Annotated in this window: 18 protein-coding genes and 1 tRNA gene; 9 read left to right on the plus strand and 10 right to left on the minus strand. The window is 66.3% G+C overall.

Annotated elements, in window-relative coordinates; translation table 11 throughout:
* Nucleotides 1-156 precede the first annotated feature (156 nt).
* Nucleotides 157-1,449 (minus strand): nickel pincer cofactor-dependent isomerase, group 22, encoded by a 1,293-nt coding sequence (locus ACZ5B4_RS14125; protein WP_464914029.1) that lies wholly within the window; start codon nucleotides 1,447-1,449, stop codon nucleotides 157-159.
* 238 nt (nucleotides 1,450-1,687) lie between these two features.
* On the opposite strand from ACZ5B4_RS14125, the gene ACZ5B4_RS14130 reads away from it, so the two are divergent.
* Nucleotides 1,688-2,575: a metallophosphoesterase family protein gene (locus tag ACZ5B4_RS14130; RefSeq protein ID WP_464911875.1), complete on the plus strand. Its 888-nt coding sequence runs from the start codon at nucleotides 1,688-1,690 to the stop codon at nucleotides 2,573-2,575.
* 509 nt (nucleotides 2,576-3,084) lie between these two features.
* A tRNA-Arg gene (locus tag ACZ5B4_RS14135) sits at nucleotides 3,085-3,158 on the plus strand.
* A gap of 56 nt (nucleotides 3,159-3,214) precedes the next feature.
* Here ACZ5B4_RS14135 and ACZ5B4_RS14140 read toward each other — a convergent pair.
* The gene (locus tag ACZ5B4_RS14140) at nucleotides 3,215-4,240 is read right to left on the minus strand and encodes a hypothetical protein (RefSeq protein WP_464911876.1); all 1,026 of its coding nucleotides are present in this window, start codon (nucleotides 4,238-4,240) and stop codon (nucleotides 3,215-3,217) included.
* 378 nt (nucleotides 4,241-4,618) lie between these two features.
* Here ACZ5B4_RS14140 and ACZ5B4_RS14145 point away from each other — a divergent pair, with 378 nt between their 5' ends.
* Both ACZ5B4_RS14145 and ACZ5B4_RS14150 read left to right on the plus strand, forming a co-directional pair.
* Complete coding sequence (locus ACZ5B4_RS14145; protein WP_464911877.1) at nucleotides 4,619-6,124, plus strand: hypothetical protein; 1,506 nt, start codon at nucleotides 4,619-4,621, stop codon at nucleotides 6,122-6,124.
* A 187-nt stretch (nucleotides 6,125-6,311) separates the two neighbouring features.
* Nucleotides 6,312-7,013 carry a DUF4190 domain-containing protein gene (locus ACZ5B4_RS14150; protein WP_464911878.1) on the plus strand — a complete coding sequence of 234 codons (702 nt, stop codon included), beginning with the start codon at nucleotides 6,312-6,314 and terminating at the stop codon, nucleotides 7,011-7,013.
* A 19-nt stretch (nucleotides 7,014-7,032) separates the two neighbouring features.
* Here the strand turns inward: ACZ5B4_RS14150 and ACZ5B4_RS14155 are convergent, their stop codons facing one another.
* Nucleotides 7,033-7,968, minus strand: a complete 936-nt coding sequence (locus ACZ5B4_RS14155) for a sirohydrochlorin chelatase (RefSeq protein ID WP_464911879.1) — start codon at nucleotides 7,966-7,968, stop codon at nucleotides 7,033-7,035.
* Nucleotides 7,969-8,364: 396 nt separating this feature from the next.
* On the opposite strand from ACZ5B4_RS14155, the gene ACZ5B4_RS14160 reads away from it, so the two are divergent.
* The 3 genes from ACZ5B4_RS14160 to ACZ5B4_RS14170 all read left to right on the plus strand — a co-directional run bounded on the left by ACZ5B4_RS14160 (nucleotide 8,365) and on the right by ACZ5B4_RS14170 (nucleotide 12,003).
* Entirely contained in the window at nucleotides 8,365-8,625 is a 261-nt protein-coding gene (locus ACZ5B4_RS14160; RefSeq protein ID WP_464911880.1) for a hypothetical protein, read from the plus strand.
* Nucleotides 8,626-8,828: 203 nt separating this feature from the next.
* A complete protein-coding gene (locus tag ACZ5B4_RS14165) occupies nucleotides 8,829-10,115 on the plus strand; it encodes a glycosyltransferase family 2 protein (protein ID WP_464911881.1) in 1,287 nt (428 codons plus the stop codon).
* An 892-nt stretch (nucleotides 10,116-11,007) separates the two neighbouring features.
* On the plus strand, nucleotides 11,008-12,003 hold the full coding sequence (locus tag ACZ5B4_RS14170) for a CehA/McbA family metallohydrolase (protein WP_464911882.1): 996 nt from the start codon (nucleotides 11,008-11,010) through the stop codon (nucleotides 12,001-12,003).
* 299 nt (nucleotides 12,004-12,302) lie between these two features.
* Here ACZ5B4_RS14170 and ACZ5B4_RS14175 read toward each other — a convergent pair whose 3' ends face one another.
* On the minus strand, nucleotides 12,303-14,864 hold the full coding sequence (locus ACZ5B4_RS14175; protein ID WP_464911883.1) for a polysaccharide biosynthesis/export family protein: 2,562 nt from the start codon (nucleotides 14,862-14,864) through the stop codon (nucleotides 12,303-12,305).
* 484 nt (nucleotides 14,865-15,348) lie between these two features.
* Here ACZ5B4_RS14175 and ACZ5B4_RS14180 point away from each other — a divergent pair, with 484 nt between their 5' ends.
* Nucleotides 15,349-16,809, plus strand: coding sequence for an NCS2 family permease (locus tag ACZ5B4_RS14180; protein WP_464911884.1), 1,461 nt, complete (start codon nucleotides 15,349-15,351; stop codon nucleotides 16,807-16,809).
* Between the two features lie 416 nt (nucleotides 16,810-17,225).
* On the opposite strand, the gene ACZ5B4_RS14185 is transcribed toward ACZ5B4_RS14180, so the two are convergent.
* The 6 genes from ACZ5B4_RS14185 to ACZ5B4_RS14210 form a co-directional block, all read right to left on the minus strand.
* A complete protein-coding gene (locus tag ACZ5B4_RS14185) occupies nucleotides 17,226-18,347 on the minus strand; it encodes an ABC transporter permease (protein ID WP_464911885.1) in 1,122 nt (373 codons plus the stop codon).
* A 10-nt stretch (nucleotides 18,348-18,357) separates the two neighbouring features.
* Nucleotides 18,358-19,521 (minus strand): ABC transporter permease, encoded by a 1,164-nt coding sequence (locus ACZ5B4_RS14190; RefSeq protein ID WP_464911886.1) that lies wholly within the window; start codon nucleotides 19,519-19,521, stop codon nucleotides 18,358-18,360.
* Nucleotides 19,518-21,278 carry an ATP-binding cassette domain-containing protein gene (locus tag ACZ5B4_RS14195; RefSeq protein ID WP_464911887.1) on the minus strand — a complete coding sequence of 587 codons (1,761 nt, stop codon included), beginning with the start codon at nucleotides 21,276-21,278 and terminating at the stop codon, nucleotides 19,518-19,520. The genes ACZ5B4_RS14190 and ACZ5B4_RS14195 overlap by 4 nt, the downstream gene beginning before the upstream one ends.
* Nucleotides 21,275-22,345: an HlyD family secretion protein gene (locus ACZ5B4_RS14200; RefSeq protein ID WP_464911888.1), complete on the minus strand. Its 1,071-nt coding sequence runs from the start codon at nucleotides 22,343-22,345 to the stop codon at nucleotides 21,275-21,277. The genes ACZ5B4_RS14195 and ACZ5B4_RS14200 overlap by 4 nt, the downstream gene beginning before the upstream one ends.
* On the minus strand, nucleotides 22,342-23,106 hold the full coding sequence (locus ACZ5B4_RS14205) for a CerR family C-terminal domain-containing protein (protein WP_464911889.1): 765 nt from the start codon (nucleotides 23,104-23,106) through the stop codon (nucleotides 22,342-22,344). Before ACZ5B4_RS14205 ends, ACZ5B4_RS14200 begins: the two co-directional genes overlap by 4 nt.
* Nucleotides 23,107-23,754: 648 nt before the next feature.
* Nucleotides 23,755-24,663: a hypothetical protein gene (locus ACZ5B4_RS14210; protein ID WP_464911890.1), complete on the minus strand. Its 909-nt coding sequence runs from the start codon at nucleotides 24,661-24,663 to the stop codon at nucleotides 23,755-23,757.
* A gap of 483 nt (nucleotides 24,664-25,146) precedes the next feature.
* On the opposite strand from ACZ5B4_RS14210, the gene ACZ5B4_RS14215 reads away from it, so the two are divergent.
* Entirely contained in the window at nucleotides 25,147-26,319 is a 1,173-nt protein-coding gene (locus tag ACZ5B4_RS14215; protein WP_464911891.1) for a dienelactone hydrolase family protein, read from the plus strand.
* Nucleotides 26,320-26,374: the final 55 nt, after the last annotated feature.

The following is a 26,374-nucleotide window of genomic DNA, read 5'->3' on the forward strand; positions in this document are numbered from 1 at the left end:
GTTCCGCAGGCCGGGATCACGGCGCCGCGCGATGCAGCGCGGACCTCAGGCGGAGCGCGGACCTCGGGCACGGCGAGGAGCCCCGGCCGCCGGCACGAGGCGGTCCCGGCCGGATCCTCGAACGTCGGCCCACGATGCCGCCGCTCGCTCGGCCTCTCAACGGCCGTCCGACCGGGCAAGCTCTTGCACGCACGGCAGGTTCCCCGCCGCGTCGAAGGGGAGCGGCCGAGCCTCCGTCAGAAGCTCGAGGTCGCTCCGCGTTCGCGCCTCCTCCCAATAGGCGGCCGAGCACTCCAACTCGCTCAGATGCGATGTGTCCGCGATCCACATCAGGCGGGATTGCGCGGGCGGAGTCAGGCCGATGTTGGCCAAGGCATGGGCCAGCATCTCGCGATCCGTCGGATAGTCGAAGGGGAGCATCCCGGCGGCGACGTGGCCCGCCGTCAGGGCATTGATCCGCGTGGCGTGGAAGTCCATCCCTCGGATCACTTCGCTGCGGCAAAACTCGGCGAAGCCGATGCCGATGGCGTTGCCGTGGGTCGCCTCGGTCAGGCCGCGCACGCAGATGTAGCGAATGCGGGGCCGCTCGCCTTCCGCCGCGTGATGGTAGTGGTATTTTCGGCCGATGACGTTGGTGTCGATCCCCGCCCCGCTGATATCCTTGCCCAGCCGGTCGATGAGCAGGATGTGCGCGTCGTCGAAGGGGAGCCGGGGCATCCAGGCCTTGGCCAGTTCCAGGAGTTCGGGTTCGCGGGTTTCGAATTGGTCGGGCGGCAGGGCCTCCACGTGCGCGGTCTCGTCGAAGGCGTCCTCCACCAGCCCCAATCCGCACAGAATCCGGCAGCGGCTTCTTACCAGGCGGCCCACGCTCCGCACGATCCGATCGAAGCCGAAGTCCTCGACCGCGCGGTGGTAGATTTCCGCCCCGTGGTGCTTGCCCAACCCGATCAGCAGCATCTTCATCAGGCCGCTCTCGATGGGCCCGGTGAATTGCGTGTGCGATTTGATGCGGTTGACGACGACCACATGGTCGGCCTCCCACGCGTAACGATCGAAATGCACGTCGAAGCCTTCCGCGGCGCGGCCGACGACGACGGTTTCCATCGAGGCGCGGATCGGGCAGCCCATCGTTTCGGGCGTGATCCCGTATCGGGCCAAGACGTCGCGCTGGCCCTCGGCCGTGCCCCCGCCGTGGCTCCCCATGGCCGGCACGATGAACGGCTCCGCCTCCGACTCCTGGAAGTATCGCACCACGGTCCGCAGGATGCGGGCGTAATTGGCGATGCCGCGGCTGCCCGCCGTGATCGCCACGCTTTGCCCCGGGCGGACCCGGTCGCGGAGCGCAAGGCGGTCCAAGGCGTTTCGGACGGCACCCTCGAGATCGGCGATTCGCCGCGAAACGAACCGTTGACGAACGCGAAAGACTTGCGGAAACTCGACCTGCCGCATCACCGATTCCTTGCTTGCGAGAGCCGGACTGCCCGCTCGATGCCCGGACGGCGCCGCCTCCGATTCGCGAGATGATGAATACACCGGAAGACGCCCAGCCCTCATTGTACGCCGATCCCGGGCCAAGCTTCATGGGAAGTGGCGGCCGGGCCGGACGCCGAACATAATGAAGGCCGATCCGGGCGCGTTGTTCCGCGGCCTGCGTTTTCCGGAAGACCTGACGAGAGGGCTTGCTTGCATGAAAACCATGTTCCATTCGGCGAAGCTGGGCGCGATGTCGGTGGCGGCGGCGGCGTTGGTGGCGGCGGCCGGCACGGCAAACAGGGCAGCCGCGGACGAGGTCGGCCTGACCTTTTTCGGCTGGTCCGACCAGCACGTGCAAACGGACGGCAATGCCGATCACCTCCTGCCCGCCGTCGACGCCATGAATGAGCTGCCCGGGACGCCGTATCCGCCGCAGATCGGCGGGGTGGTGGCCGTCCCCGCCTTCGTCTTCGGCTGCGGCGACATCACCGAATGGCCCACGAACGCCGCCAAGGATCGCTACGCCGAGCTGATCGAGAAACGGTTGAAGTTCCCGGCCTACAACATCCCGGGTAATCACGACGCGGGCGGAAAGGCGCCCAGCGAGACCATGCACCGCTGGATCGTCGCCCGGCACGGGGCGCTGTCGTACACGTTCGAGCAGGGAGGCGTCCGCTTCCTCGCCGTGCACGCGGAGTACGACGAGAGCCTCAACAACCCGGCCCAGCCCGTCGCGGAACAGGCCCTGCGGTTCATCCGCGAGGAGCTGAAAAGGGTGCCGGACGATGTGCCGGTCGTGGTCGCCCTGCACCTTTGCTACGACGCAATCACGAACCGCGACGCCTTGGTGGACGCCCTGAGCGGCAAGAATGTGATCCTGGTGTTGGGAGGACACTATCACCAGTCCAAGGCCGACGTGTATCGCGGCATCCGCTTCCTGCAACTCCCGTCGCCGGCCCCGAACAGCCCTTCCGAGATCATGGTGGTCCGTATTACGCCCGATCGCATTGTGGCGATTCCGTACGACTACGAGAAGCGGGCATGGGTGGAGTCGCCGCGCAAGATGCTGGACGCGACCCTCGCCGGCGCCAAGTTGCAATAGAAACCCCCCGAGCCTCGTGCGTTCGAGCCTCCAGCGTAAGCTGGAGGTGGATCATCATGGGAGTATCCAGCGTAAGCTGGATGTGGCGCAACGCGGCGAGCCTCCAGCGTTAGCTGGAGGTGTCTCCGGCGCTACCCGGGATTTGCCACCGGCTCACGGCTGCACCACCAGCTCACGCTGGTGGCTCAGGTATTTTTTCGCGTATGCGTTTGCGAGCCTCCAGCGTTAGCTGGAGGTGTCTCCGGCGCTACCCGGGATTTGCCATCGCCTCACGGCTCCACCGCCGGCTCACGCCGGCGGCTCGGAGATGCGTTGCGTTTTCGTTCGTGTGGTTTTCGTCAATTTGGAGCCTCCAGCGTCAGCTGGAGGTGGATGAAAACTCGAGCCTCCAGCGTAAGCTGGAGGTGTCCACGGCCTATGCGGTGGGGAGGGCCGCTTGACTCGAACCGCCGACGGCTATACAACCGAAGTTGTGGATATGCGAGGCTTTTCCTCGCGGCGTCCGCATTGCGCCCCTAGCTCAATTGGATAGAGCATCGGTCTACGGAACCGAAGGTTACAGGTTCGAGTCCTGTGGGGCGCGTTTTTGGTTTCTTGTCGGCAGCCGTTCCGCCCCCCGACCGGATGTAGGGAGCGTTCTCACTCCTCCAGCGTGGTGGGGTATTCCTCCGGGGCGAGGAACTGCCAATCGCGGGAGAAGCGCCGCCCGCGGGCCAGGCGGACGATCCGCAACGACTCCTTATCCACCACCCAATACAGCCGCTGCCACCAACCTTGGCTGATGATGATGTACACCGCGCTCGTTTCGGACATCCTCCAAGAGAGCGAGCGGTCGAGGATCGGGTATTCGGCCAGGAGGCGGATGAGGCGGGGATCGGTCTTGGCGATCGGCCGGACCTCGCGGCAAGCCGCGCACACGCCCGCCGCCAGGACGGCCGGGCTGACCTCCTGCCCGCACAACTTGCACGGCATCAACCGATCGCGCAGCACGACGTGATGGGAGACGGGGCAGCGGGTCGTCAGAGACGCCAGGACCTGCTTTCCCGAAACCTCGCAGCGGATCAACTCGGTCCGCAGCACGACGCGGCGAGTCTCTTCGCAGACCGCCGCTTCCTCGGTCGCCACGATCCGCCCGTCGTCCGTCTGCGTCAGGGCGAACGTCTTCCGCGCGGTGGTGGGGCAGGTGAAGGCGGGCGGTTGCAAACGCCGCGCCCAGTCCGAGAACGAGACTTCCACCAGTTTCTCGCCGAAGCAGGCGCGGAGCCGGCCCTCCACGTGCTTGCACCAGACCACGGCCGGCTTGAGCGGACCGAGCGGACGGCGTTCCGCGACCTTGCACCGGCCCTGCTCCCAAAGCCGCTCCAAAAGGTCGGGCGGCACAGGCCGCGGCTTCGGCAAGGGAACGGTCCCGTCCAGACCGAGCATCGAGATTTGCCGCAGGTCCAGGCATCGGCCTTGGGCGTCCAGGACCACGCGTTCGTCGCCGTCGTCGGTCTCGAAATCGATCCGCAAGAAGAGATGCTCGTCCATTGAGCAGCCGGAAAGCTGGATCGTTCCCCCTTCCACGCGATAGACCGGCAGCAACCGCTCGGCCAACTCGGCCACAGTGCGCGGCTGGTCGCTGGGGACGCAGTGGGGCATTTCCGGCAGCGGTTCATCCGTCATGGGCGGCTCGGTTTCCCGGTGACTCGGCGGCGGTTCGACGCGGGAGCGACGATTTCTCGATTTTACCAGACGGACCCGCGGGCGTAATGAGCATCGCGCGCAAGCCCCACGTGGTGCAACATGGGAGCCTCCGGCGTAAGCTGCCGGTGTCGCCCTGAGCCACCAGCGTGAGCTGCCGGTTTCGCCCCGAGCCACCAGCGTGAGCTGGTGGTGCACCCCGGGTAGCGCCGTGGACACCGCCGGCTTGCGCCGGCGGCTCGGGCTGGTTGCATGGCGCCGGCAAGTTGTTATGCTCGTGGGCGGACGGCGGTCCGATCGGCCCGCGGTTCGGGTACGTGATTTCGCAGCGCAAGTTCACCATTGGGAGGAGGCGATTCCATGCGGTCGCAAGGTTCGATGCCGGTGTCATGCGGTTCACTGGGTTCGCGGGGTATTGCCACGGAGGCGGGGCCTGCCGGCTCGCCCGTGCGACGCAGCCGTGTTGCCGATAGGCGGCTTTGGGCGGCGTTGTCGGCCGTGATGCTCTGGTCGGGTTGGGCATGGTCGCCCGGCCTCACCGCCGACGACGCCCTTCAACCTTGGAAGGAAAACCCGCGCTATTGGCAGTATCAGGGTCGGCCGGTGATGCTCCTGGGGGGCAGCAAGGACGACAACCTGTTTCAGATTCCCGACCTCCGCGAGCACCTCGACGAGATGGTGGAGGTCGGCGCCAATTACATCCGCAACACCATGAGCGATCGGCCCGACAAGGGTTTCGAGGTCTATCCCTTCCTGCGGCTGGAAAGCGGGAAGTACGACCTCAATCAGTGGAATGAGGAATACTGGCGGCGGTTCGAGAACATGCTCAAGTGGACGGCCGAGCGGCGGATCTTCGTACAAATCGAGGTCTGGGACCGCTTCGACTATTCCCGGGACAATTGGGAGCCGCATCCCTATAACCCGAAAAACAATGTGAACTACGACTATGCCGAATCGGGTTTTGCGGAGCATTACCCGGACCACCCCGGCGCCAACAAGCAGCCGTTCTTTTTCACCACGCCCGCCCAGCGAGACAACCGCGTGGTCTTTCCCTATCAAGCACGGTTCGTGGAAAAGCTGCTGTCGTACTCGCTGCAATACGATCACGTGTTGTACTGCATGGATAACGAGACCTCGGGCGAGGAGGCCTGGGGGCGGTTCTGGGCCGAGTTCATCCGCGATCGGGCCAAGGCGCAGGGCAAGACGGTTTACGTGACCGAGATGTGGGACGCCTGGGACTTGAAGGCCCCGCAACATCGGCGGACGCTCGATCATCCCGAGCTGTACGGCTTTGCGGACATCTCGCAAAACAACCACAACAAGGGCGACGTGCACTGGGGGAACGTGCTTTGGGTGCGGGAATACGTCGCCGCGAGTCCGCGACCGCTGAACAGCGTCAAGATTTACGGCGCGGATACCGGACGATACGGTACCGACCGGGACGGCGTGGAGCGGTTCTGGCGGCTGATTTTGGCGGGGGCGGCGTCGGCGCGGTTCCATCGGCCGGACGCCGGGCTGGGTCTGTCGGAGAAGGCCAAGGCGGCGATTCGAGCCGCCCGACTGGCCGAAAGCCGCGTCCGCTTCTGGGACCTGCAACCCCGGCAGGATCTGCTGGGGGAACGGGAAGAGAACGAGGCCTTCGCGGCGGCGAACCCGGCGAAGGGTTGCATCATGTACTTCCCCGACGGCGGCCGCGTCCTGCTCGACCTGACCGGCATGCCGCGCGACCTGCGTCTGGAATGGATCGACATCCAAAAGGGGGAAGTGGCAAAGGCGGAAACCGTGACAGGAGGGAAGAAACTCCCCTTGGCTGCCCCGGGCGAGGGGCATTGGGCGGCCGTCATCACCCCGCCGACCGGCCCGTGAAAGCGCTGCCGCGGCCTCATTTCCGGATTTTCCTCGGCGAATCGTCAAACCTTTTTCGGCCCGGGGTCGTAGCCTTAGCATCGGGGCCGGCCGCCGGTCGTTGCCTATAATTTAATGGTGACGGCCGGGTGAAGTTCCCCGCTGAGGGGTGAGACCGGACACCGGTTAGCTCGAGGAGACCGTGTTCATGGCCGTGGGTACTCCCGCCGACAAGATTGCCGCGTCCGAAATGCGACGGACCTACAAGCTGGCCGCCCAATCCCGCTCGGGGTATCGGGCGATCCAGCCGCAAGCGGTCATCAGCTTGGTCTTGGGCATCCTTTCCGTCATCTGTTTTTTGACGGTGTACGCCGTGATTCTCCCCATTGCGGGGGTGGCGTTCGGATGGGTTGCACGCCGGGAGATCCTGCGGTTGCCCAAAGAACGCCTGGGCCTGGGGATGGCCAAGACCGGCGTGTTGTTCTCGCTGGTCTTCGGGCTGAGCGGGACGAGCTGGGTGATGTACAACTTTTTGGCGGCCTCTCCGCCGGGCTACCGCCTCATCACCTTCGCCGATCTCCAGCCCGACCCCGGCGACCGCAGCCCTATCTCCAAAAAAGCTGAGGATTTGGAGGGGAAAAAGGTCTTTCTGTACGGTCACATGGTGGCGGGCCAAAAGGCTTTCGGAATCACCGACTTCGTGATGGTGGCGGAGCTCGCCCACTGCAACTTCTGCCAGGGACAGCTCAAACCCACCCAAATGGTCGAGATCCACCTCAAGAACGGCATCAAGCTGGATTACAGTACCAAGAGGATCGGGGTGGGCGGCGTCTTCACGTCCCAACCGGACGTGCTGAACCAGCAATTCGGCGGCATGATCTACCGGATCGAGGCCGACGTCGTCCGCTAGCGGTACGGCGACTTCCTCATCAGGTTCCTTCGGAAGAAATCGCCGCGAGAATCTTGTCGGCCAGGCTTTCCGCCAGGATCGGATCGGGGCCCAGAACGTCGGTGACGATCCAGGCGATGTCGGGTCGCACTTCCGCGCGGAGGGCGACCTTGGCCCGCAGCTCTTGCTCCAGCAGTCCCCGAAACAGCAGGTGGGGTTGCACAATCACCCGCCTCCAGGGGCCTTGTGCGACCTGATCGAGGGCCTGATCCAGCGTGGGCTCGGCCATGGCCAAGTAGGCCGGACCGTAGTGCCGCCGCCGCGACTGCCGGGCACGATGCTCCAGCACCCGGCGGGTCATCTTCAGGGCTTCGGGATCGCGGTTGCCCCGGGCGACGAAGAGGTAAAAGGTGTCGTCCGTATCGTCCGGGTGATCTTGGCATCCGGGTTGCGAACCCACCGCCTCCTGCTCGCGGCGGAGCGACAGCCGTAGCACGGCGGGGTCGTCGTTCAGGGCGTCCAGGTAGCGAACGCTGGGCCGAGTGCCGTCACCCAAGGCCGCCTCCACCTCGTGGGGGATGTCGCGCCGCACATGGCCCGCCGCAAACAGCATCAAGGGAGCCACGATCAAACGGCGGATCGGCTGCTGCGACAGGGACGGCAGCGCCGCGGGTATGTTCGGCTGGACCAGTTCCAGGAATGAGAGCGCGACCGGTCCCTCGAAGTCCTTTCCGCGGAGGGAGCACTCCACGAGTTCGAACAGCTTGCGGGTCTGCGCGATGCCGGACGGCTCCCGCGTCCCATGCCCGACCAGCAACACGCCCACATCTCGCATGGAGTTTCGGCGGCGTTCCGGATCGAGCGGGTTTGCGCTGCGGACCGGTATCCCGTGAGGCGACCCCGGCTGCAAGACGGGCATTGCGGCCCCGCTTTCCGCGGGCGTTACGGCGGTGGAAGGTTCGGAACGTTCACGCATGAAGCAAGGGCCGGGATCGGTGGAAACGGTAGCGATCTGGGGCGAAAGAGACAACGCGAATGCCCACGAGAAGCTTATGCCCGGGGGTGTCTTGGGGACAAGGGCCGGGCGTCGCGGGGGCCGGGCTTGTCGTGCGGGCAATTTCGGAATATTTGTGATTTTAGGAAGGCAAGACGCGGTCGCACGACCGGCATGGAGCGCGGATTCGTCGTAAACGATACGGGCCGCGCTTCTCTTGTTCTCGGTCAACGCGGCCTTCCCGTTACGTTCGCCTGCCCGCCGATATCTCTCCCGCCCGGGCGCCGAAAAATCATGTAGCAAATGGAGTCCGCGGTTCCGTGCCGGGATCGAATGGACGCGTTCGGTTTTTTGTCGGCTTGCTGTGAGGAGACCGCCATGCGAAGTGCGTTGCGCTACCTGTTGTTCGTGGGGATTGCGGCGAGCATGTTTTGGAGCGTGCCCGCACCCGTTTCGGCCGATTCCGTGGCTCGGTCCATGACTCGGGAAGAGATTCGCTCCATGCCGATCCTGGAGCGTCCCAACCGTTTCGGGCATTTCTACGGGAACACGGTCCGGCGGCGCTATTATCGGCATCACGGTTATTCCTCCGCGCCGTCCACGCAGCAGGACTCTCGGGCAATGGCGACGAACGGCTGAGGTGAGCGGCCGTCGTGCCGGACGTTCCCGCGTTCCCACGTTCCCACCTTTCCACCTTCCCACTTTGTCCCGATTCCGATTGACGGCGCCCGCGCGAAGGGTTATGCTGCCTCCCAGCGTCGATGTAGGGCGCCGAGGTGATCGGGCGGCTCGTGGCTAGTCTGCGCAGGCACGGACCGGCGCCGCGGAAAAGAGGATTTCCCTTGTCGGCATCCATGGACGGATTTTGGTTGGCGGTGGTGGGGCTGTGGGCGGCCGCGGCCCTGCTTCAGGCTGCGCTGTTGCTGATTCAGGCGTACGAACATCGGCGATTTGCCGCGTCGCGGCTGCGCGACATCTCGCGGCTCGAATCGCGGCGGCCGGCGCTGCTCATCGTACCCTGTCGCGGGGCGGAACCGGATTTGGCGGAGAATCTGGAGCGATTCTTTTGCCAAGATCACCCCAACTACCGCCTGCGGTTCGTCGTGGAGCATCCGGAAGACCCTGCCTACGACGTCATTCGCGGCCGGATTGCCGCCCATCCCGAGCGGCGGGCGGAGGTCCTGTTTGCGGGCGAGGCCCGCGGCGAGGCGCAAAAGGTCCACAACCTTCGCTCCGCCACGGCCGACATTCCGCCCTGCGTGGAGGTCCTGGCCTTCGCCGATTCCGATGCCGCCCCGCCCGACCATTGGCTGCGGGCTCTGACCTCGCGTCTGAAGGAAAAGGGTACGGCGGTGGTGACCGGCTACCGCTGGTTCACGGCCGACCGTCTGCGGTTCGCCGACCTGGTGGTCTATTCGATCAACGCCGGCTACGCCATGCTTTTGGGCCGCGGCGCTCCCAACTTGGTCTGGGGTGGTTCTTGGGCGATTGCCCGCGAAACCTTCGAGCGACTGAACATCCGCGGCGCCTGGTCCGGGACGATTTGCGACGACTTGAAGGTGGCGGATGTGTTGCAGAAGGCGGGCCTGCACGTGGAGTTCGAACCGGCCTGCATGATCCCCGTTCGCAATCACGGGAATTGGGCCTGGACTCTAGCGTTTATCGAACGGCAGTTCTCGCTCACGCGACATGTGATCTTCCGCTGGTGGTTGGCGGCCGTGCTGCTGCAAGCATTCGCGCAACTCTCATTTTGGGGGCTGGCGGTTGCTGCCTGGGCGGGACCTTCGCCGGCCGTCCGCGTCGTAGCAGGCGCGGGGGTCGGCCTGCTGTACCTCGTGTACGCCCTACGCGGCGTATGTCGCGCCTGGGCCACGCGGACGTATTGCCCCGCCGCTTTCCCCAAGATGGCGGCCATCTTCGTCCTCGATATCTTGGCGGCCCCGTGTCTGGCCCTGATCGGTTGGGCGGCTTTGATCCGCGGAGGTCTGCGGCGGAACATTGCGTGGCGGGGCATCGTCTATCGCCGAGAGCGCGACGGCTCCTGGCGCGTCGTCGCCCGCCGCTCCGCCGAAACGCCCGGGGCGAACGAGACCGACGCGATACCCATCGCCGTTCCCGACGCCGCGTGAGAACGCGGTAAACCTCGGGCGTCCACGATTTGGAGCCTCCAGCGTGAGCTGGAGGTGTCCCCGGCGCAACCCGGGATTTACCATCAGTGACCACCACCAGCTTACGCTGGTGGCTCGGGGGTACGTTAATTTTTCGTGAATTTGGAGCCTCCAGCGTGAGCTGGAGGTGGCGGAACACGGCGAGCCTCCAGCGTGAGCTGGAGGTGTCTACGGCGCTACCCGGGATTCACCATCAGTTAACACCGCCGGCTTACGCCGGCGGCTCGGGTGTTTGTTTGCGTATACGTTTTCATGGAGCCTCCAGCGTAAGCTGGAGGTGTCTACGGCGCTACCCGGGATTTACCACCGGTGAGCACCGCCGGCTAATGCCACCACCAGCTTACGCTGGTGGCTCGGGGGTACGTTAATTTTTCGTGAATTTGGAGCCTCCAGCGTAAGCTGGAGGTGTCTACGGCGCTACCCGGGATTTACCACCGGTGAGCACCGCCGGCTAATGCCACCACCAGCTTACGCTGGTGGCTCGGGGGTACGTTAATTTTTCGTGAATTTGGAGCCTCCAGCGTAAGCTGGAGGTGTCTACGGCGCTACCCGGGATTCACCATCAGTTAACACCGCCGGCTTACACCGGCGGCTCGGGTGTTTGTTTGCGTATACGTTTTCATGGAGCCTCCAGCGTGAGCTGGAGGTGTCTACGGCGCTACCCGGGATTCACCATCAGTTAACACCGCCGGCTTACACCGGCGGCTCAAACAACGATCGCGCGGCGGCGGCCGCGCCTCAGCGCCCGACGTGGTTGCCTCTGGTGCTCGGCCTCGACTATACTACTTCCCGATCTCGGTCGCGGGGACCGGTTTCGTTGATGCCATCCTGCCATTTCATCGGAGTGACCATCATGGATCGCCGAACCTTCATCGCTTTGTCGGGAGCCGTGGCCGCCCGCGCGGCTTTGGGATCGCGGCAAGCGTCGGCCGAGGAGCCGCCCGCCGCGGCGACCTCGCTGCTCAATCCTTTCTTGCAAGAGGGGCGATGGTACAAGGCCGCCTTCCACGTCCACACCACCACCTCGGACGGCGACGTGGACGTGCCGACGCGGTTGTCGCAGTATCGCGAGGCGGGCTACCAAGTGGTGGCCGTCACCGATCACTGGAAGACCAACGATTTGAGCGGGTTTGTGCGGGACGACTTCCTTCCCATCGTCGGCCTGGAGATGCATCCGCGGACGGGGACGGGCGGGCCGACCCACCATTTCGTCGCCCTCAATATCCCGCACCCCTTCGAGCTGGATCGCAACCTCGCGGCTCAAGACATGATCGATCGCGTCCTCGCGGCGGGCGGCAAGGTCGTCTATGCCCATCCCTATTGGACCGCCCATACCCTCAACGAGATGCTGGAGGTCACCGGCTACGTGGCGGTGGAAGTCTTCAACAGCGGCTGCGAGGTGGAGAACGCGAACGGACATGGTTCGGTGCACTGGGATCAGGCGCTGAATGCCGGACGCATGATCGGCGGGATCGCCACCGATGACCTGCACAATTCTCGGTTGATCAATCTCGGCTGGACCATGATCAAGGCGCCCTCGCTGGATGCCGCGGCGATCATGGAGGCGGTGGAGCGGGGGGCGTACTACGCCTCGGCCGGCCCGACCATCGAGGATTGCCGCATCGAGGACGGCGCCGTCCGCATCGCCGTCAGTCCCGTGCGGAAAGTCATTTTCCGATACGATGGGGTGGGCAACGGGCATGTGGTTCGGGCATCGGATGCGCCGCTGACCGCCGTCCAGTGGAAGTTCGCGGAATCCCGCCGACGGTACCGCTGGGTTCGGGTGGAGGTCGTGGACGATGCCGGCAACCACGCCTGGACGAACCCCATCGCGATTCCCCCGGCCTAGCCCCGGGACCCGCCGCCGACTTGCGCCGGCGGCTCGGGTGTTTGTTTGCGTATACGTTTTCATGGAGCCTCCAGCGTGAGCTGGAGGTGTCCACGGCGCTACCCGGGATTCACCACCGGTGAGCACCGCCGGCTAATGCCACCACCAGCTCACGCTGGTGGCTCGAGGATGCGATAATTTTTCGTCGATTGGGAGCCTCGGGCGTAAGCCCGAGGTGTCCACGGCGCTACCCGGGATTCACCACCGGTGAGCACCGCCGGCTTACGCCGGCGGCTCGAACATCGGCGGCTCGGGGGCGATCAGATCGTGCTCAGTTTGGCGAAGTTGATGGTGGCTTGCATCGGGAATACGCCGTAGATGCCCTTGGTGAAGACCATCTCGATGAAGTCGTCGGCCCGCTGGAAGAAATTCTTCGGCAGGATGATCACGTCCGAATCGGAGAGCCAGATTTCATCGGCGGGGCAGGCGTTGTGACCGTGCAGGGTCGATTCCAGGTTGAGCATGGCGGCGTTCAATCGCCAGTCCTCGCCGCGGCGGAAGACCACGACTTGCCGCAGATTGGCGCCCTTATTCCATCCGCCCGCCATACTGACGGCCTGCAACACGGTGGTCGGGCCGGTCAATTCGAAGCGGCCCGGCGCGGCCACCTCGCCCAACACGTACACGTACCGCGGCGCCCGCTGCGTCAGGATCGGTGTGACCTCCATGCCCTCCAAGTGTTCGCGGTAGCGGGCGTTCAGTTCCAGCTCCAATTCGCGGAGCGTCAAACCCTGGGCGGGGACGGTGGCCAACAGCGGCAGGGAGATGGTGCCCTCGGGCGTGACGCGAACGTTTTGGCTCTGGCCGCCCTCTCCCGCCCGGCGGTCCACGCTCGCCCGCAGGTCTTCCAACTTGCTGTTGACGACCACGGGCGTGACGGTGATGGACGGATTCCGATAGTACTTGGAATAGAGTTGGTCCAGTTTCAACCGCAACTGATCGACGGTGTGTCCCGTGGCCTTGACTTGGCCGAGGAACAGTAGGGTGACGGTGCCGTCGGGTTGGACGATGACGGTGCGTTCGATCTTGGGATCGACGGCCGACTCGACGCGGATTTCGTCGCCCACGTTCAAACGGTAGGGGCGGCTGGTCTCTTCGCGGGTAATGCGGTAGACGATTTGCAGTTCGTCATCCACGCGGAGGCGGTACTCGTTGACGTGGGCGGCACGGGCGGCCCCGACGTACTCGCCTTGGGCGTAGCGCTCCCAGGCGATGAGGCGGGCGCGATCCCAGCCGCCGCGCCGCAGGCCGTCGCAGTCGCGGCACTGCACGCCGCAGCGGTAGCCCGATGCGGAGGCCGGCGGAGAGGCGGGCGAAGCCCCCGGCGCGAGGCCGGTAACCGGGTCCACCGTCAACGGACCGCGGACGCTCGGTATCGCCCGTTCCGGCCTTCCCGCCGATTCGGCGGCGCGGTCCCCGGCGTCCGACCAAGCCGTGCGACGGATGGGCAAGTCCCCGCTCGAACCGGCGGCTGCGGCGCCTTCGCCCCCCACGCCGGAAGCCGTCGCGGCGGTCCGTGCCTCGTCGGCGGGCCGACTGATAATCCACGGTTGCTCGGCGGCGCCGGGCGTCCGCCGCTTCAGTCCCAGCCAATCCAGGAAGCGATCGCCCGGGTTGTCGCGGAATGTGGATTCGGCGCGGGCTTGCCCGGTCGCGGCCCGCGCCGCATCCGGTCGCGCGGCGTCGGCCGATCGTTGCGACGCCCCGGCCGTCGTCGCCGTTTCTCCCCGGATCAAGCCGTCCTCGGGCTGGTTTTCGCCGTCGATCCAGCTCTCCGGCGAGACCCAGCGGATTTCCGGCCGGCGATCGTCGGCCGCGGTTGCCCCACGATGCGCGGCCAAGAGGACTTGCCGGGCCTGTTCCACTCCGACCGGATCTCCCAACGCCGAGCAGACGCGGATCAGGTTCCAGCAGGTCGAAGGGTTGGGAGCAAGCGCGACGGCGTATTCCAGGACGCGGCGGGCATCGCTCCACCGACCGCCCTTGGCCAGCAACACGCCCAGATCATTGGCGGCCATGTAATTGTCGGGACGGGCGGCCAGGGCGGCCTGATAGAACATCACGGCGACGGCCGCCGCCTCGCGCGGTTGCGTCGCGCCGCGCTCGGCGAACGCACCGTAAACCTTGCCCAAGCCGCGGAGGGCCATCGAGGCGGTGACGTCGGAGCCGGCCGCCAGGGCGAATTGATCCTGGGCGAAGGCCAGATAGCGGCGGTAGGCCTCCAGGCCGGTCACGCCGCGGAGGTCGGCCTCCTTCAAGATGGGCGTGGCGTGCCCCGCCGCGACCAAGGCGGTGTCCGGCGGTGCGGCGGTCGCGCTGCGCGGCAGAAAATCTTCCGCTTCGCGGAGGGCGGTCCAGGCGGCGTTCAGGCTCGCCGTGCGGCGACGGTCGGGGAACTCCGCGTCCCAGGCCTCGGCCGGAATCCGCAAGGCCGCCAGGAATTGCTCGCGGGCGGCGAAGAGCGCGCCGCGGCCCGCCAGATCGTACGCCTCGCGTGTCAAGCGGTCCGCCTCGTCGCCCGCCAATTCGATCCGCCCCGGCGAGGCGAGGGCTTCGTCCGGCACGGCGCCCAGCAACCGCGGTCGCACGGTTCCCGCTACCGGGAGATACTCCGTCGCTGCGGCGGCGCGGCTCGCGGCATCCGCGGTCGGGGGTAACGGCTCCACGCGGAACGTGCCGCTTCCGGAGAAGGGTGCGGCGGCGGGCCGCGGCATCGATCCCCCGTCGGCCGCCGATGCCGGTGCCGACAGCGCCATCCCCACCATCGTTCCCACGGCAAACCATGCCGGCAGGAGCCGACTCCACGCACGATTGCGTTCCATCGTTGACCTTCCGTGAACCTCGGCGCGACAGGAATCCGATTTCCACGCGCGGCGCCGGGGCATTCGCCGACGGTTCGCCGCCGGCGAAAGGATGCTGCCGACTCGGCGGCCGCGTTTCGCTCTCTTTCGGCATCGTCCGGCGGATCGGCCGGTATTGACGAAAGATCGGGTGATTCGCGGGAAAAGGATCGCGCCGCGCCGGACGCATACGGCACAGCCCGCACGATCCGTCGGTCCGCTACGCCGCGACCGTTTTTTCGCGATTTCTCCGAACCCGCGGCGCATCGCGCGCAGGCCGCATCGCCCGCACAAACCGCATGTTCGGCCCTTGCCGGCGGATCCGCCGAGGCGTGCTCCGAAGGGTCATGCCCGCCGTGGAATGCTGCGGCCGGCGGCGATACCATGAGGGCGCGGGCTCGCACGTCGGGAGGCCGCGCGGCCGCCTCGCGGCCGGGGCGGGCAATCGGTTCGCGGAGGAACTGCCATGTTGGAACGCTGGTTTCGTCTCAAGGAAAACGGCACGAACGTGCCCACCGAACTGCTGGCCGGCCTGACCACCTTCCTGACCATGGCCTACATCATCGTTCTTCAGCCGATGATCCTCTCCGGCCGGTTGATGGGTCGCGAAGACCTCGGCATGGATTTCGGCGCCGTGATGTCGGCCACCTGCTTGGCCGCCGCCGTCGCGACGATCGTCATGGGGCTGTGGGCCAAATACCCCATCGCGTTGGCGCCGGGGATGGGCGAGAACTTCCTCTTCATCGGCTCGTTGGTACCCGCCGCGGCGGCCTGGATCGAGAACGAGGTCGCCGCCGGCCGGCTCCAGCCCGGCTCCGTCCAGCCCTGGCAGATCGCCCTGGGCGTGATTTTCCATTCGGGCATTCTGTTCCTGGGCCTGTCCCTGCTGGGGGTGCGAGAGAAACTGCTGGACGCGGTCAGCCCCAGCATGCGAAACGCCATCGCCGCGGGGATCGGCCTGTTCATCGCCCTGTTGGGATTGCAGGGGGCCTCCATCATCGTGGGCACGCCGGAGCAGATCATCAAACTCAGCCCGCGCCTGGCCGGGCCCGACGTGATCGTGTTCTTCGTCGGTTTCCTGGTGACGGCGGGGCTTTACGGGCGGCGGATGCCCGGCTCCATCGTGCTGGGCATTGCGGCCGCGGCGGCGACGGCTTGGGTGCTCCGTGCCGTGATACCCGCCGTGCCCCAACTGGCCGACTTGCCCGCCGTCGGCCAATCCAAGTTGATGACCCAATTCGCGCCCGCCGAAGCCGTGATCTCTCAGCCTCCGTCGCTCCTGCCGACCTTGGGCCGGATGGACCTGCGGCTCTCCCTCGCGCTCCCGTTTTTACCCTATATCCTGATCTTCCTTTTCATGGACCTGTTCGACACGTTGGGGACGCTGGTCGGCGTGAGCGAGCAGGCGGGGCTGATCCGGGAGGGCAAGTTGCCGCGGGCCAAGCAGGCCCTGACCGCGGACGCCGTCGGCACCGTGTTCGGCGCGGCGGTGGGGACCAGCACCGTGACGAGCTTCATCGAGAGCGCGGCCGGCGTGGAACAGGGCGGACGAACCGGCCTGACCGCCCTGACCGTAGCGGTGTTATTTCTGCTGGCCCCGTTTTTCGGGCCGGTCGTGCAGATGCTCGGCAGCTATCCGCCGTTGACCGGCGCGGCCCTGCTGGTCGTCGGCTCCATGATGCTGCGGAACGTGCTGAAGATCGAATGGAGCAATCCCGCCGAGGCCCTCCCCGCCTTCGTCACCATGGTCGGCATCGTCTTCAGTTACTCCATCGCCGACGGCTCGGGTTGCGATAATTTTTCGTCAATGTGGAGCCTCCAGCGTAAGCTGGAGGTGTCTTGGGCGCTACCCGGGATTTGCCACCGGCGAGCACCACCAGCTCACGCTGGTGGCTCATGTTGTCGGCGCGGGAGCACCGCCGGCTGACGCCGACGGCTCGGGTTGCGATAATTTTTCGTCAATGTGGAGCCTCCAGCGTAAGCTGGAGGTGTCTTGGGCGCTACCCGGGATTTGCCCCCGGCGAGCACCACCAGCTCACGCCGATGGCGCATGTTGTCGGCGCGGGAACACCGCCGGCTCACGCCGGCGGCTCGGGTTGCGATAATTTTTCGTCAATGTGGAGCCTCCAGCGTAAGCTGGAGGTGTCTTGGGCGCTACCCGGGATTTGCCCCCGGCGAACACCGCCGGCTGACGCCGATGGCGCATGTTGTCGGCGCGGGAACACCGCCGGCTGACGCCGGCGGCTCGGGTTGCGATAATTTTTCGTCAATGTGGAGCCTCCAGCGTAAGCTGGAGGTGTCTTGGGCGCTACCCGGGATTTGCCGGCAGTGAACGCCGGCGGCTCAATCCAGGCGATGGCGGAAGAACCAGGCCGAGCTGAGCAGGGTGAACGCCGCGATCGGCAGGAGCGGCCAGACGAACGGCCAAACCACGTCCGGCGAGGGGTCCTCCAGAAAGACCATGCGACCGATCGCCACCATGTAGCGCAAGGGATTGATGTCGGCAAGCCAGCGGATGGCCGGGTGGATGTTCTCCACCGGCGTGGCGAAGCCGGAGAGCAACACGGCGGGGACCATGTAGGTAAAAGCCCCCAGCAAGGCCTGTTGCTGCGTCGAGGAGATCGAGGAAATCCACAGACCGACCCCCACGATGGCGAGCAAAAATACGAACAAGGCGCCGGCCAGGAGCGGCAGGGACCCGCGAAAGGGCAGGCCGAAGAGAGTCACGGCGATGAGGATCATCAGGCCGCCCTCCGCGTAGGCCGTCACGAGGGCGGGGACGGCCTTGCCGATCAGGATTTCGCCCGGCCGCAACGGCGAGACCAGCAATTGGTCGAAGGTGCCCAGTTCCCGTTCCCGAGCGACGGAAAGCCCCGTGACGAGGAGCGTCACGAGGTTGGTCAGGATGCCCAGCAAGGCCGGCACCGAGCTCCACAGGGGATGCAGGTTCTCGTTGAACCAAACGCGCGTGACGGGAATCGCCCGCGGGGTCGGTTTCCCGGCGATCGCCCGTCGAGCCAGGGCGGTGAGGGCAAAATCGCGGACGATGCGGCTACAGTAGCCTTGCGTCACGGCGGCGGCGTTGGACTGCCGGCCGTCGAGCAAAATCTGGACCGTGGGCGCGCGGCCCGCCCGAAGCGAACGCGTGAAATCCTGGGGAATATGCACCACGGCGAGAACCCGCTGGGTATCCAGGGCCTGCCGCACGTCGGCGAGACTTTCGCAGGGGACGATGCGGGAGAAGGTGCCGGGGATGGACCGGAATTGGGCGGCCAATTCTCGCCCCAGCAGGCCCGCGTCTTCGTTGTAGATGCCCAACCCGGCGTTGCGGACCTCGAGCGTGGCCCCGAAGCTGAAGATCAAGAGCTGCATCAAGGGGGGCACGATCACGACCATGCGGCTGGCCGGATCGCGGAAGATCGCCAAGAACTCCTTGATCACCAAGCGACGAATACGTTCCGCCATGCCCATGACATCATTCCAGCGTCAAGCGCGTCTTGCGGATCGTGAGCGTCCACAACACGACGGCGAACAGGGCCAGGATCACCGTATCCTGGAGGATCACCTCCCGGACGTTGCCGGCCAAGAACAGCGTCCGCAAGGCCGAGACGAAGTATCGCGGCGGTAAGAGGTAGGTGAGCATGCGGATCGGCGGCGGCATGCTGTTGATCTCGAACACCAGGCCCGACAGGATGAACGACGGAAGATATCCCACGATCAAGGCCGCCTGCGTGGCCACGAACTGGTTGCGCGTGGCCGTGGAGATGAACAGCCCCAGTCCCAGGGCCACGGTCAGGAACACGGCCGAGACGCCGATCAAGACCCACCACGAACCGCGGAAAGGGACGCCGAAGACGCCGACGGAGACGCCGGCCACCAGCATCATGGCGGTCAGTCCCAGGGCGAAATAGGGGAGGAATTTCCCCAGCAGGAATTCCGCCCGGCTGATGGAGCCTGCGAGCAGGGCCTCCATGGTGCCGCGTTCCCATTCGCGGGCGACCACCAGGGCCGTCAAAATGGTGCCGATCAAGGTCATGATCACGGCGATGGAGCCGGGGAGGATTGCCGCTCGGGACTCGAAGTTGGGGTTGTACCAGATGCGCGGCTCGACGGCGACGGGCGGTCCGGCGCGACTCAACCCGCGGGCCTCGGCCTGGTGCTCCATCTCTTTTTGCAACACGTTTTCCACGTAGTTGACGATCAGCTCGGCGGTGTTGGCCTCGCTGCCGTTGACCAGCACTTGAACGGCGGCCGATCCCGCCTCGCGCTCGCGCGGGTACTGCTGCGCGAGGATCACCAATCCTTTGATCCGCCCGCCCACCAGCAGCGGCTCCAGCTCGGCGCGATGCGCGGCCTCCCGCACCTCGAAGTAGCGGCTTCCGCGAAGGGAGGCGGCCGCCGCCTCCGTCACCGCGGACGGCGTTTCGACCACCAAACCCAGCGGGATGCGGGTCGGGTCCAGCGAGATCCCCCAACCGAACAAAAACAGCAAGACCGGCGGCAGCACGAAGGCGATGATCAGGCTGCTGGGGTCGCGGACGATCTGGTAGGATTCCTTCCGCGCCAGGGCCAGGACGCACCGCGGCCGAATGTGCCGCGATCCGCTCGGTTGCGCCGTGTGCGTTCCTCGTGGCTTCATCCGGCGTGCCCTTCCTTCCCGCCGACGGCCGGCTCCGTCGCGCCGGCCTTTCGGTCCGTGGGTTCCTCGTCGTTCGCCCGCTCCAGCAAGGCGAGAAAGGCGTCCTCCAGCGTGGGGTGCGGCAAATCCGGGGATCGCACGGCGGTTCGGATGGCGTCGGGCGTATCCATCGCGATCACCCGTCCGCGGTTGATCAGGGCCAGCCGATCGCAGTATTCGGCTTCGTCCATGAAGTGGGTGGTGACGATGACGGCCGCCCCCTCCTCCACGAGCCGGTCGATGCGGAGCCAGAACTCGCGTCGTGCCAAGGGGTCCACGCCGCTGGTCGGCTCATCCAGAAAGACCACCGCCGGTCGGTGCATGACGGCCACCGCCAGGGCCAGCCGCTGCTTGAATCCCAGCGGGAGCAGGCCGGCGTTGCTGCCGGCGAAGGGGCGAAGCTCCAGCTCTTCCAGGCTGCGTTCGACGGCGTGAGCGAGGCGGGATCCTTGCAGCCCGTACACCCCGCCGAAGAATTCCAGGTTCTGCCGGACGGTGAGGTTGCCGTAGAGGCTGAACTTTTGGGCCATGTATCCGACGTGCCGCCGGGCTTCGGCGCGGGCCTTGCCGAGATCGACGCCGGCCACGGTCGCCCGCCCCGCACTCGGCGCCGCCAGCCCGCACAGCATGCGGAAGGTGGTGCTCTTTCCCGCTCCGTTCGGCCCCAGCAGCCCGAACACCTCGCCCCGCCGCACGCGGAACGAGACATGATCGACGGCGGTGAAACGGCCGAATCGCTTGACCAAGTCGTCCGCCGCCACCGCCTCCTCGTGATGGTGCGCCTCCGGGGAGCCGTCGCCGGGCGGTCCGATCCGCTCCTTGGGGACGCCGCCCAGGGCGTCGATGAAGGCATCCTCGAAGCGCGGCTCGGCGGCCGTCATACCCCGGCCCGCCGCCTGCTTGCCGGCGGGGTCGGCGCCCGCCCGGAGCACCACGCGCAGCCGACTTCCCTGGATGCGGGTATCGACGACCTCGGGGTCCGTGAGCCGTTCCCGCGTCAGACGCCGCCGCTCTTGCGTGGGAACCTCCACCAGGAAGGTGCGGCCTTGCACTCGGGCGGTGAACTCCTTCGGCGGGCCGAAATACAGCACCCGCCCCTCGTACAGCACCAGCACGTAATCGCAGCGTTCGGCCTCGTCGAGATAGGGCGTGCTCCAGACGATGCCGACCCCTTGATCCCGCTGTTCGCACACGATTTTCCACAATTCGCGCCGGGAGATGGGATCGACGCCGACGCCCGGCTCGTCCAGCAGCATGACCTCGGGGCGAACCAGCATCGAACACGCCAGGCCGAGCTTCTGCTTCATACCGCCGGAGAGATTTCCCGCCAATCGGCCCTGAAACGATGCCAGCCCCGTGAAGCCCAAGAGCCGGTCGATGCTCGCCCGCCGTTCCGCCCGCGGAATGCCTCGCAGCCGGGCGTAAAGCATCAGGTTTTCCAGGACGGTGAGGTCCTCGTAGAGTCCGAACTTCTGCGGCATGTAGGCCAAGCGGTCGCGAAACTCCAGCCCCTGCCGGGTGTCGCGCTCCAGCACGGTGATCCGCCCCCGCGTGGGAACCAGCAAGCCCGCGGCCAGACGCAGAAACGTGGTCTTTCCCGCGCCGTCCGGTCCGACCAAGCCCGTGATCGCCCCAGCCGGGATTCGGACCGTGACGTCCTGCAAGGCGGGGCGCGGTGCCGGTGGGAAGTCCTTCGTCACTTGTTCGAATGCGATCACGGCCGCCCTTCCTCGCCCGACGCCGATCCCGGCGATTCGGGAGACAAACGCACGGTGACGGGCATTCCCTGTCGCAGGCGCCCCTCGGAGTCCTTCACCAGGATCCGTACGCGGTACACCAATTGGGTCCGCACGTCGCGCGTCTCGACCGTCTTCGGCGTGAACTCCGCCACGGAGGAGACGAAGCCTACCCGGCCTGAAAAGCGATTCCCGCCGTCCGTCCGCACTTCCACCGCCATGCCCGGACGGACCGCCTCCAGGTCGCGTTCCGCGACGTAGGTCCGCACCCACACCTCGTCTTGCAGGGCGATGGAGAAGACCGGCTCACCCGCATTCACGAAATCGCCCGCCTCATGGACGCGGACCTGAACCGTGCCGGACACGGGGGACGCCAAGCGGGTATCGGCCAGTCGTCGCCGGGCATCGGCCAGGACCGCCTCCGCCTGCCGCACCAAGGCCCGCGCGCGATCGATCTCCTCGCGTCTCGGCCCCGCCTCCACCAGCCGCTGGGTCGCCAGCGCCGCCCGGTGGTTGGCCGCCGCCTGATCGTAGGCCGCCTGGGCGTTGTCCAGCATCTCTTGCGAAACGGCCCCCTTGGGCACCAGATCCCTGGCCCGGCGCCACGCAATCTCGGCATTGCGGACGGTCACCTCGGCGGCCGCGGTGAGCGATCGCGCCTTCTCGATTTCCTCCGGCCGCGAGCCGTTCTCCAAGGCCGCCAGCTCCGCTCGCCTGGCCTCCAGCGCCGCTTCGGCTTGACGCACCGCTTCCAAGAATTCCGTCTGCTCCAGCTCGGCCAGAAGCAGCTCCGGGCGGACGGAATCACCCTCGTCCACGTGCAGCCGGGCGATGCGGCCGGGCACCTTGAAGCCCAACCGCGTCTCGCGAATCTCGACGTTCCCGTGCAGATCCCAGGTCGAAGCGGCGGTCTCTCCCCGCAGGATCGCCCACCAATCTCGGCCCACGCTCGCCCGGACCGGGCCGGGCAGGCCGTACCGCCGGGCGCTCCACACGCTCAAACCGATCGCCGCTACCGCGACCAATAGTATCATCACGCGCTTTTTCATGAGCAGCGGGCCTCGTCTGAAATCTCTCGGTGTCGGCCGTTCCGTCGCGGCCGCGGAGAGGGTTGCTCCTCCCGATCCGCCGGGCCGGGTAACAGCCTTAGGACGACCGTGTCCGCCACGTCGGCGATCGTCGCGATGAGGTCTTGCGACAACCGCCGCCCGCGGCGCCGCAAGCGCCGCCGCAGGACGTGGAATCCGATGCGGAAGATGGCGGCCTGGCCCCAAAGGCTGTGCGCCAGCAGGATCGCTTGGGGGTCGCGGGGCGACGTTTGCAGGGCCGCCGCCGCCAACTCGGTCAGGATTTCGTGGACCGGGCGAATGAGGCGGGCGTAGATGATTTCGAAGCCCTCCGACGGCCGCAGCAATTCCCGCCAAACAATCGCCGCCGTGGCCTCCGCCCGCGGCTCGGTGAGGACGGTGACGACGAAGCGGCGCAGGAACGCCCGCAACGCCTCCCGCGCCGCCTCGGGCGAGAGCGGCTCGGCGGGATCACCCCGGGCGGCGACGGCCGACCGGCGGATGATCGCGCCCACGCCGTCCGCCAGGTACCGCAAGACCGCCCGATAATAGCCGTCCTTGCCGCCGAAGTAGTACGACAGGGCCGCGCTGTTCACCCCCGCCGCGGCGGCCAAGCGGCGGATGCCCACCTCCTCCGGACCGAAGCGGGCGAAGGCCTCGATTCCGGCCTCGAGAAGACGTTGCCGCGTCCGCTCGCCCTTTCCGCCGTTCGCGGTCGGTTTTCGGTGGGGGCTTGGCTTCACCGTCGGTCTCCTTCGCCTGAAACGATTCCTCGCTCTGATCCTATTCTACATCCCGTCTCGGCGTATTTCAATCATTTGATTCAATCAAATGATGATGGAACGCCGGCGCGAGAACACTCGGGTTGCCGGCGCGCGAACACCGCCGGCTGACGCCGGCGGCTCGGGTTTGTGCGTGGAATTTCAATGACGAGAGCCTCGGGCGTCAGCCCGAGGTGCGGCGTGAGCCCGAGCATGGTGCAGCAAAAGAGCCTCCAGCGTAAGCTGGAGGTGTCTACGGCGCTAACCGGGATTTGCCACCGGCGAACACCACCAGCTCACGCCGGTGGCTCATATTTGCGCGTGGAATTTCAATGACAAGAGCCTCGGGCGTGAGCCCGAGGTGCAGCGTGAGCCCGAGCATGGTGCAGCAAAAGAGCCTCCAGCGTAAGCTGGAGGTGTCTTCGGCGCTGCCCGGGATTTGCCACCGGCAAACACCACCAGCTCACGCTGGTGGCTCAGGGATGCGATAATTTTTCGTCAATGGGGAGCCTCCAGCGTAAGCTGGAGGTGTCTTGGGCGCTACCCGGGATTTGCCAGCGGCGAGCACCGCCGGCTCACGCCGGCGGCTCGGGTTGCCGGCGGCTCATAGTGCGAGCGCGGAGCGAGCCGTCAGTTCCGCTTCCAGCCCTGGACTTCGACCAGGGGCGGGGCGTCCGTGCTCTCTTCGACCAGGGGGATCGGGCGAACGAACACGGCCTGGCGGACCAGCGGACCTTCTTCTTCAGCGCGGGGAAGGCCGGTGCCCTGAACGCCGGGCGAAGTCGTCGGCTTCCACGATTCGCCCGTGTCGCCGCTCGACGGAGGGGCGTAGGTACTGGGCGCCGGGGCGGCCGCGCCGCCGGGTCCCGGCAGCGTCGGAGTCACGTCCGCCGCGGAGAGCGGCAGGCCCGTGCTCGAAGAAGCGCACGTGCTGCAACCTCCGGACGACCCGGCCACCGACGCGGCCGAGGTGTACGAGGCCGTCACCCCTCCGGCACAGGGATCGCACACGGCGGGAGTCAACGGCAGCGAGTAACCGGCGAATTGGGCCGTGGTCCAGGTGGGCGCCGCGTACGCCGCCGCGTATGTGGCACGGCGCGCACGCCATCGTTCGAACGGTCGCCACGGAAACAGCCGCCGGCGTTCCACCACGATCTCCACGGGGCGGTAAACCACGCCGGGCGTCGCCGCGGGCGAGGCCGCGGCGTAGGGCGTCACGACGGGCGGCGGGCTTGCCACCATGACCGGCGCCGGGCGGAGCACCGTCGTCCCCAGCGACGGCGCCAACGGCCGATACGCCGCACGATACACGACCGTCGGCGCGGCATAGGTGACCGGCATGTAGGTCGTCGTGGGTACCGCGGCAACCGGCATATACGCCGTGTAGCCCGTGGGATACGTGCCGTATTGCGCAGCGTAAGTGCCGGGCCGATTGAACAGACCGCTCAAAAGGCATTGCCCGTACGCCGTCCCACCGGCGCAGCAAGCCAACATCGCCGCCGCAACGATCATCCGTCGGCCGCATCGAACTGCCGTCATCGCAAATCTCCAATTCCTTTTGCAGGATAAGAGTAGCCGGTACAAAGCTTTAATAAAATTGAGCCGATAAAACACCGCTTGTCAAGTTCTTTATCCTCGGAATCGCCAAAATTGCGGATTAGAGCGAATATTCCGGTTATAGAAAGTTGGTGTTCCTTGCGGCGTGGCGGGGGAATAACGCGGCGGGACGCCCGCATCTTCGTTTTCCGTTCGCCCAGTCCCCGGAATCGCGCAGGTCGGGGGGTGGCCGGGGTCGCCGAGCGTCGAGTCGTCGATCCGGTCGCCTGCCGCACCGCCGCCCGCTCGCCGGGGCCGGCCGCGACCTCGTTGCTGAACGGCCTGTCGCAAGCTTGCAACCGGTTTGCCTCGGCCCGTATGATGTTTCGCGGAGATCGGGGCGGCGCCGCCCGGGATGCGGTTCGGCAAGGCCCGCGGCAAGGCCCGCACCGGGCCGGTCGCGCGCTGGGAAGAGGAGAACGTTCGATGGCTTTTTGGATTCGCGTGCTGGTTCTGGGGGCTGTTTGGTTGGTGTTGAGCCGGGGCGTTTTCGCCGAGACGGATGAGGCCCCCGTGGATCAGGCCCCCGTCGATGAGGCCCCCGTCCGGCATCGCAGCGACCCGCCCGTCATTCAGTCCTCGTGGGATGACTTGCTGGAGGGAGTGCAAACGGCGGAGGATTGGGCGGCCCGCCGGGCCGTGTTACGGCAGCGTTACTTGGAACTGATCCGCGATCCATACAAGCCGGAAAAGCCGCCCTTGGACGTGCAGGTCCACGAGACGGCGGACATCGACGGTGTTTATCGGCGGTTCTACATCAGCTATCAAGTGGAAAGCGACGAGCGCGCGCACGCCTACCTGGGCATTCCGCTGCACTTGGAGGGGAAGGCCCCGGCCGTAGTCGCCCTGCACGGCACCACGGCCGACGGCACGCGGCAAACGGCGGGGTTGAGCGGCGACCCCACCAAGGCCTTTCTCGATCAGCTCTGCCGCCGCGGTTACGTCACCATCGCGCCCGAGCATTTCGTCTCCGGCGAGCGGATCCCGCCGGAAGGACCCTATGATACGACGCGGTTCCATCAAAAGCACCCGGAATGGACGGCGGTGGGCAAGTTCACGTTCGAGCACAGTATCGCGGTGGACGTGTTGCTGACGCGGCCGGAGGTGGACGGCGGGCGAATCGGGGTGATGGGGCATTCGCTGGGGGGGCACGGGGCGTACTTCCTGGCCGCCTACGACGAGCGGATCCAGGCTTGCGTGTGCAATTGCGGGGCGGCCTTTTTCCGCCACAACCCCGGGGTCGAGCACTGGTCCCGCGACCACTGGTACGTGTATTTCAAGCCGATTCGACCGCTCCTGCTCCGCGGGGAATTGCCGCCCATCGACATGCACGAGATCATCGCCTTGATCGCGCCGCGGGCGTTCCTAGATGTGTCGGCCCTGAACGACGGCAATCCCCTGACCCAGCGCCAACGCGTATTGATGCTGATGAAGATCGCCGACGTGTACCAGTTGCTGGGCAAGCCGGAGAACTTCGCCTTTTTCGTGCATGGAAAGGGACACGGCGTGCCCCACGAATCGCGGGAATTGATCTACGGCTTCTTAGATGCCAACCTCAAACCGCCGGAGGCCGTTCAGGTACGCTTGCTCGCCGAATAAAACCGAATGCCGCATGGGGACGGTTCTATGATGCCCGTCGCGGTCGTCTTCGGTA

It is taken from the genome of Thermogutta hypogea (assembly GCF_055386265.1).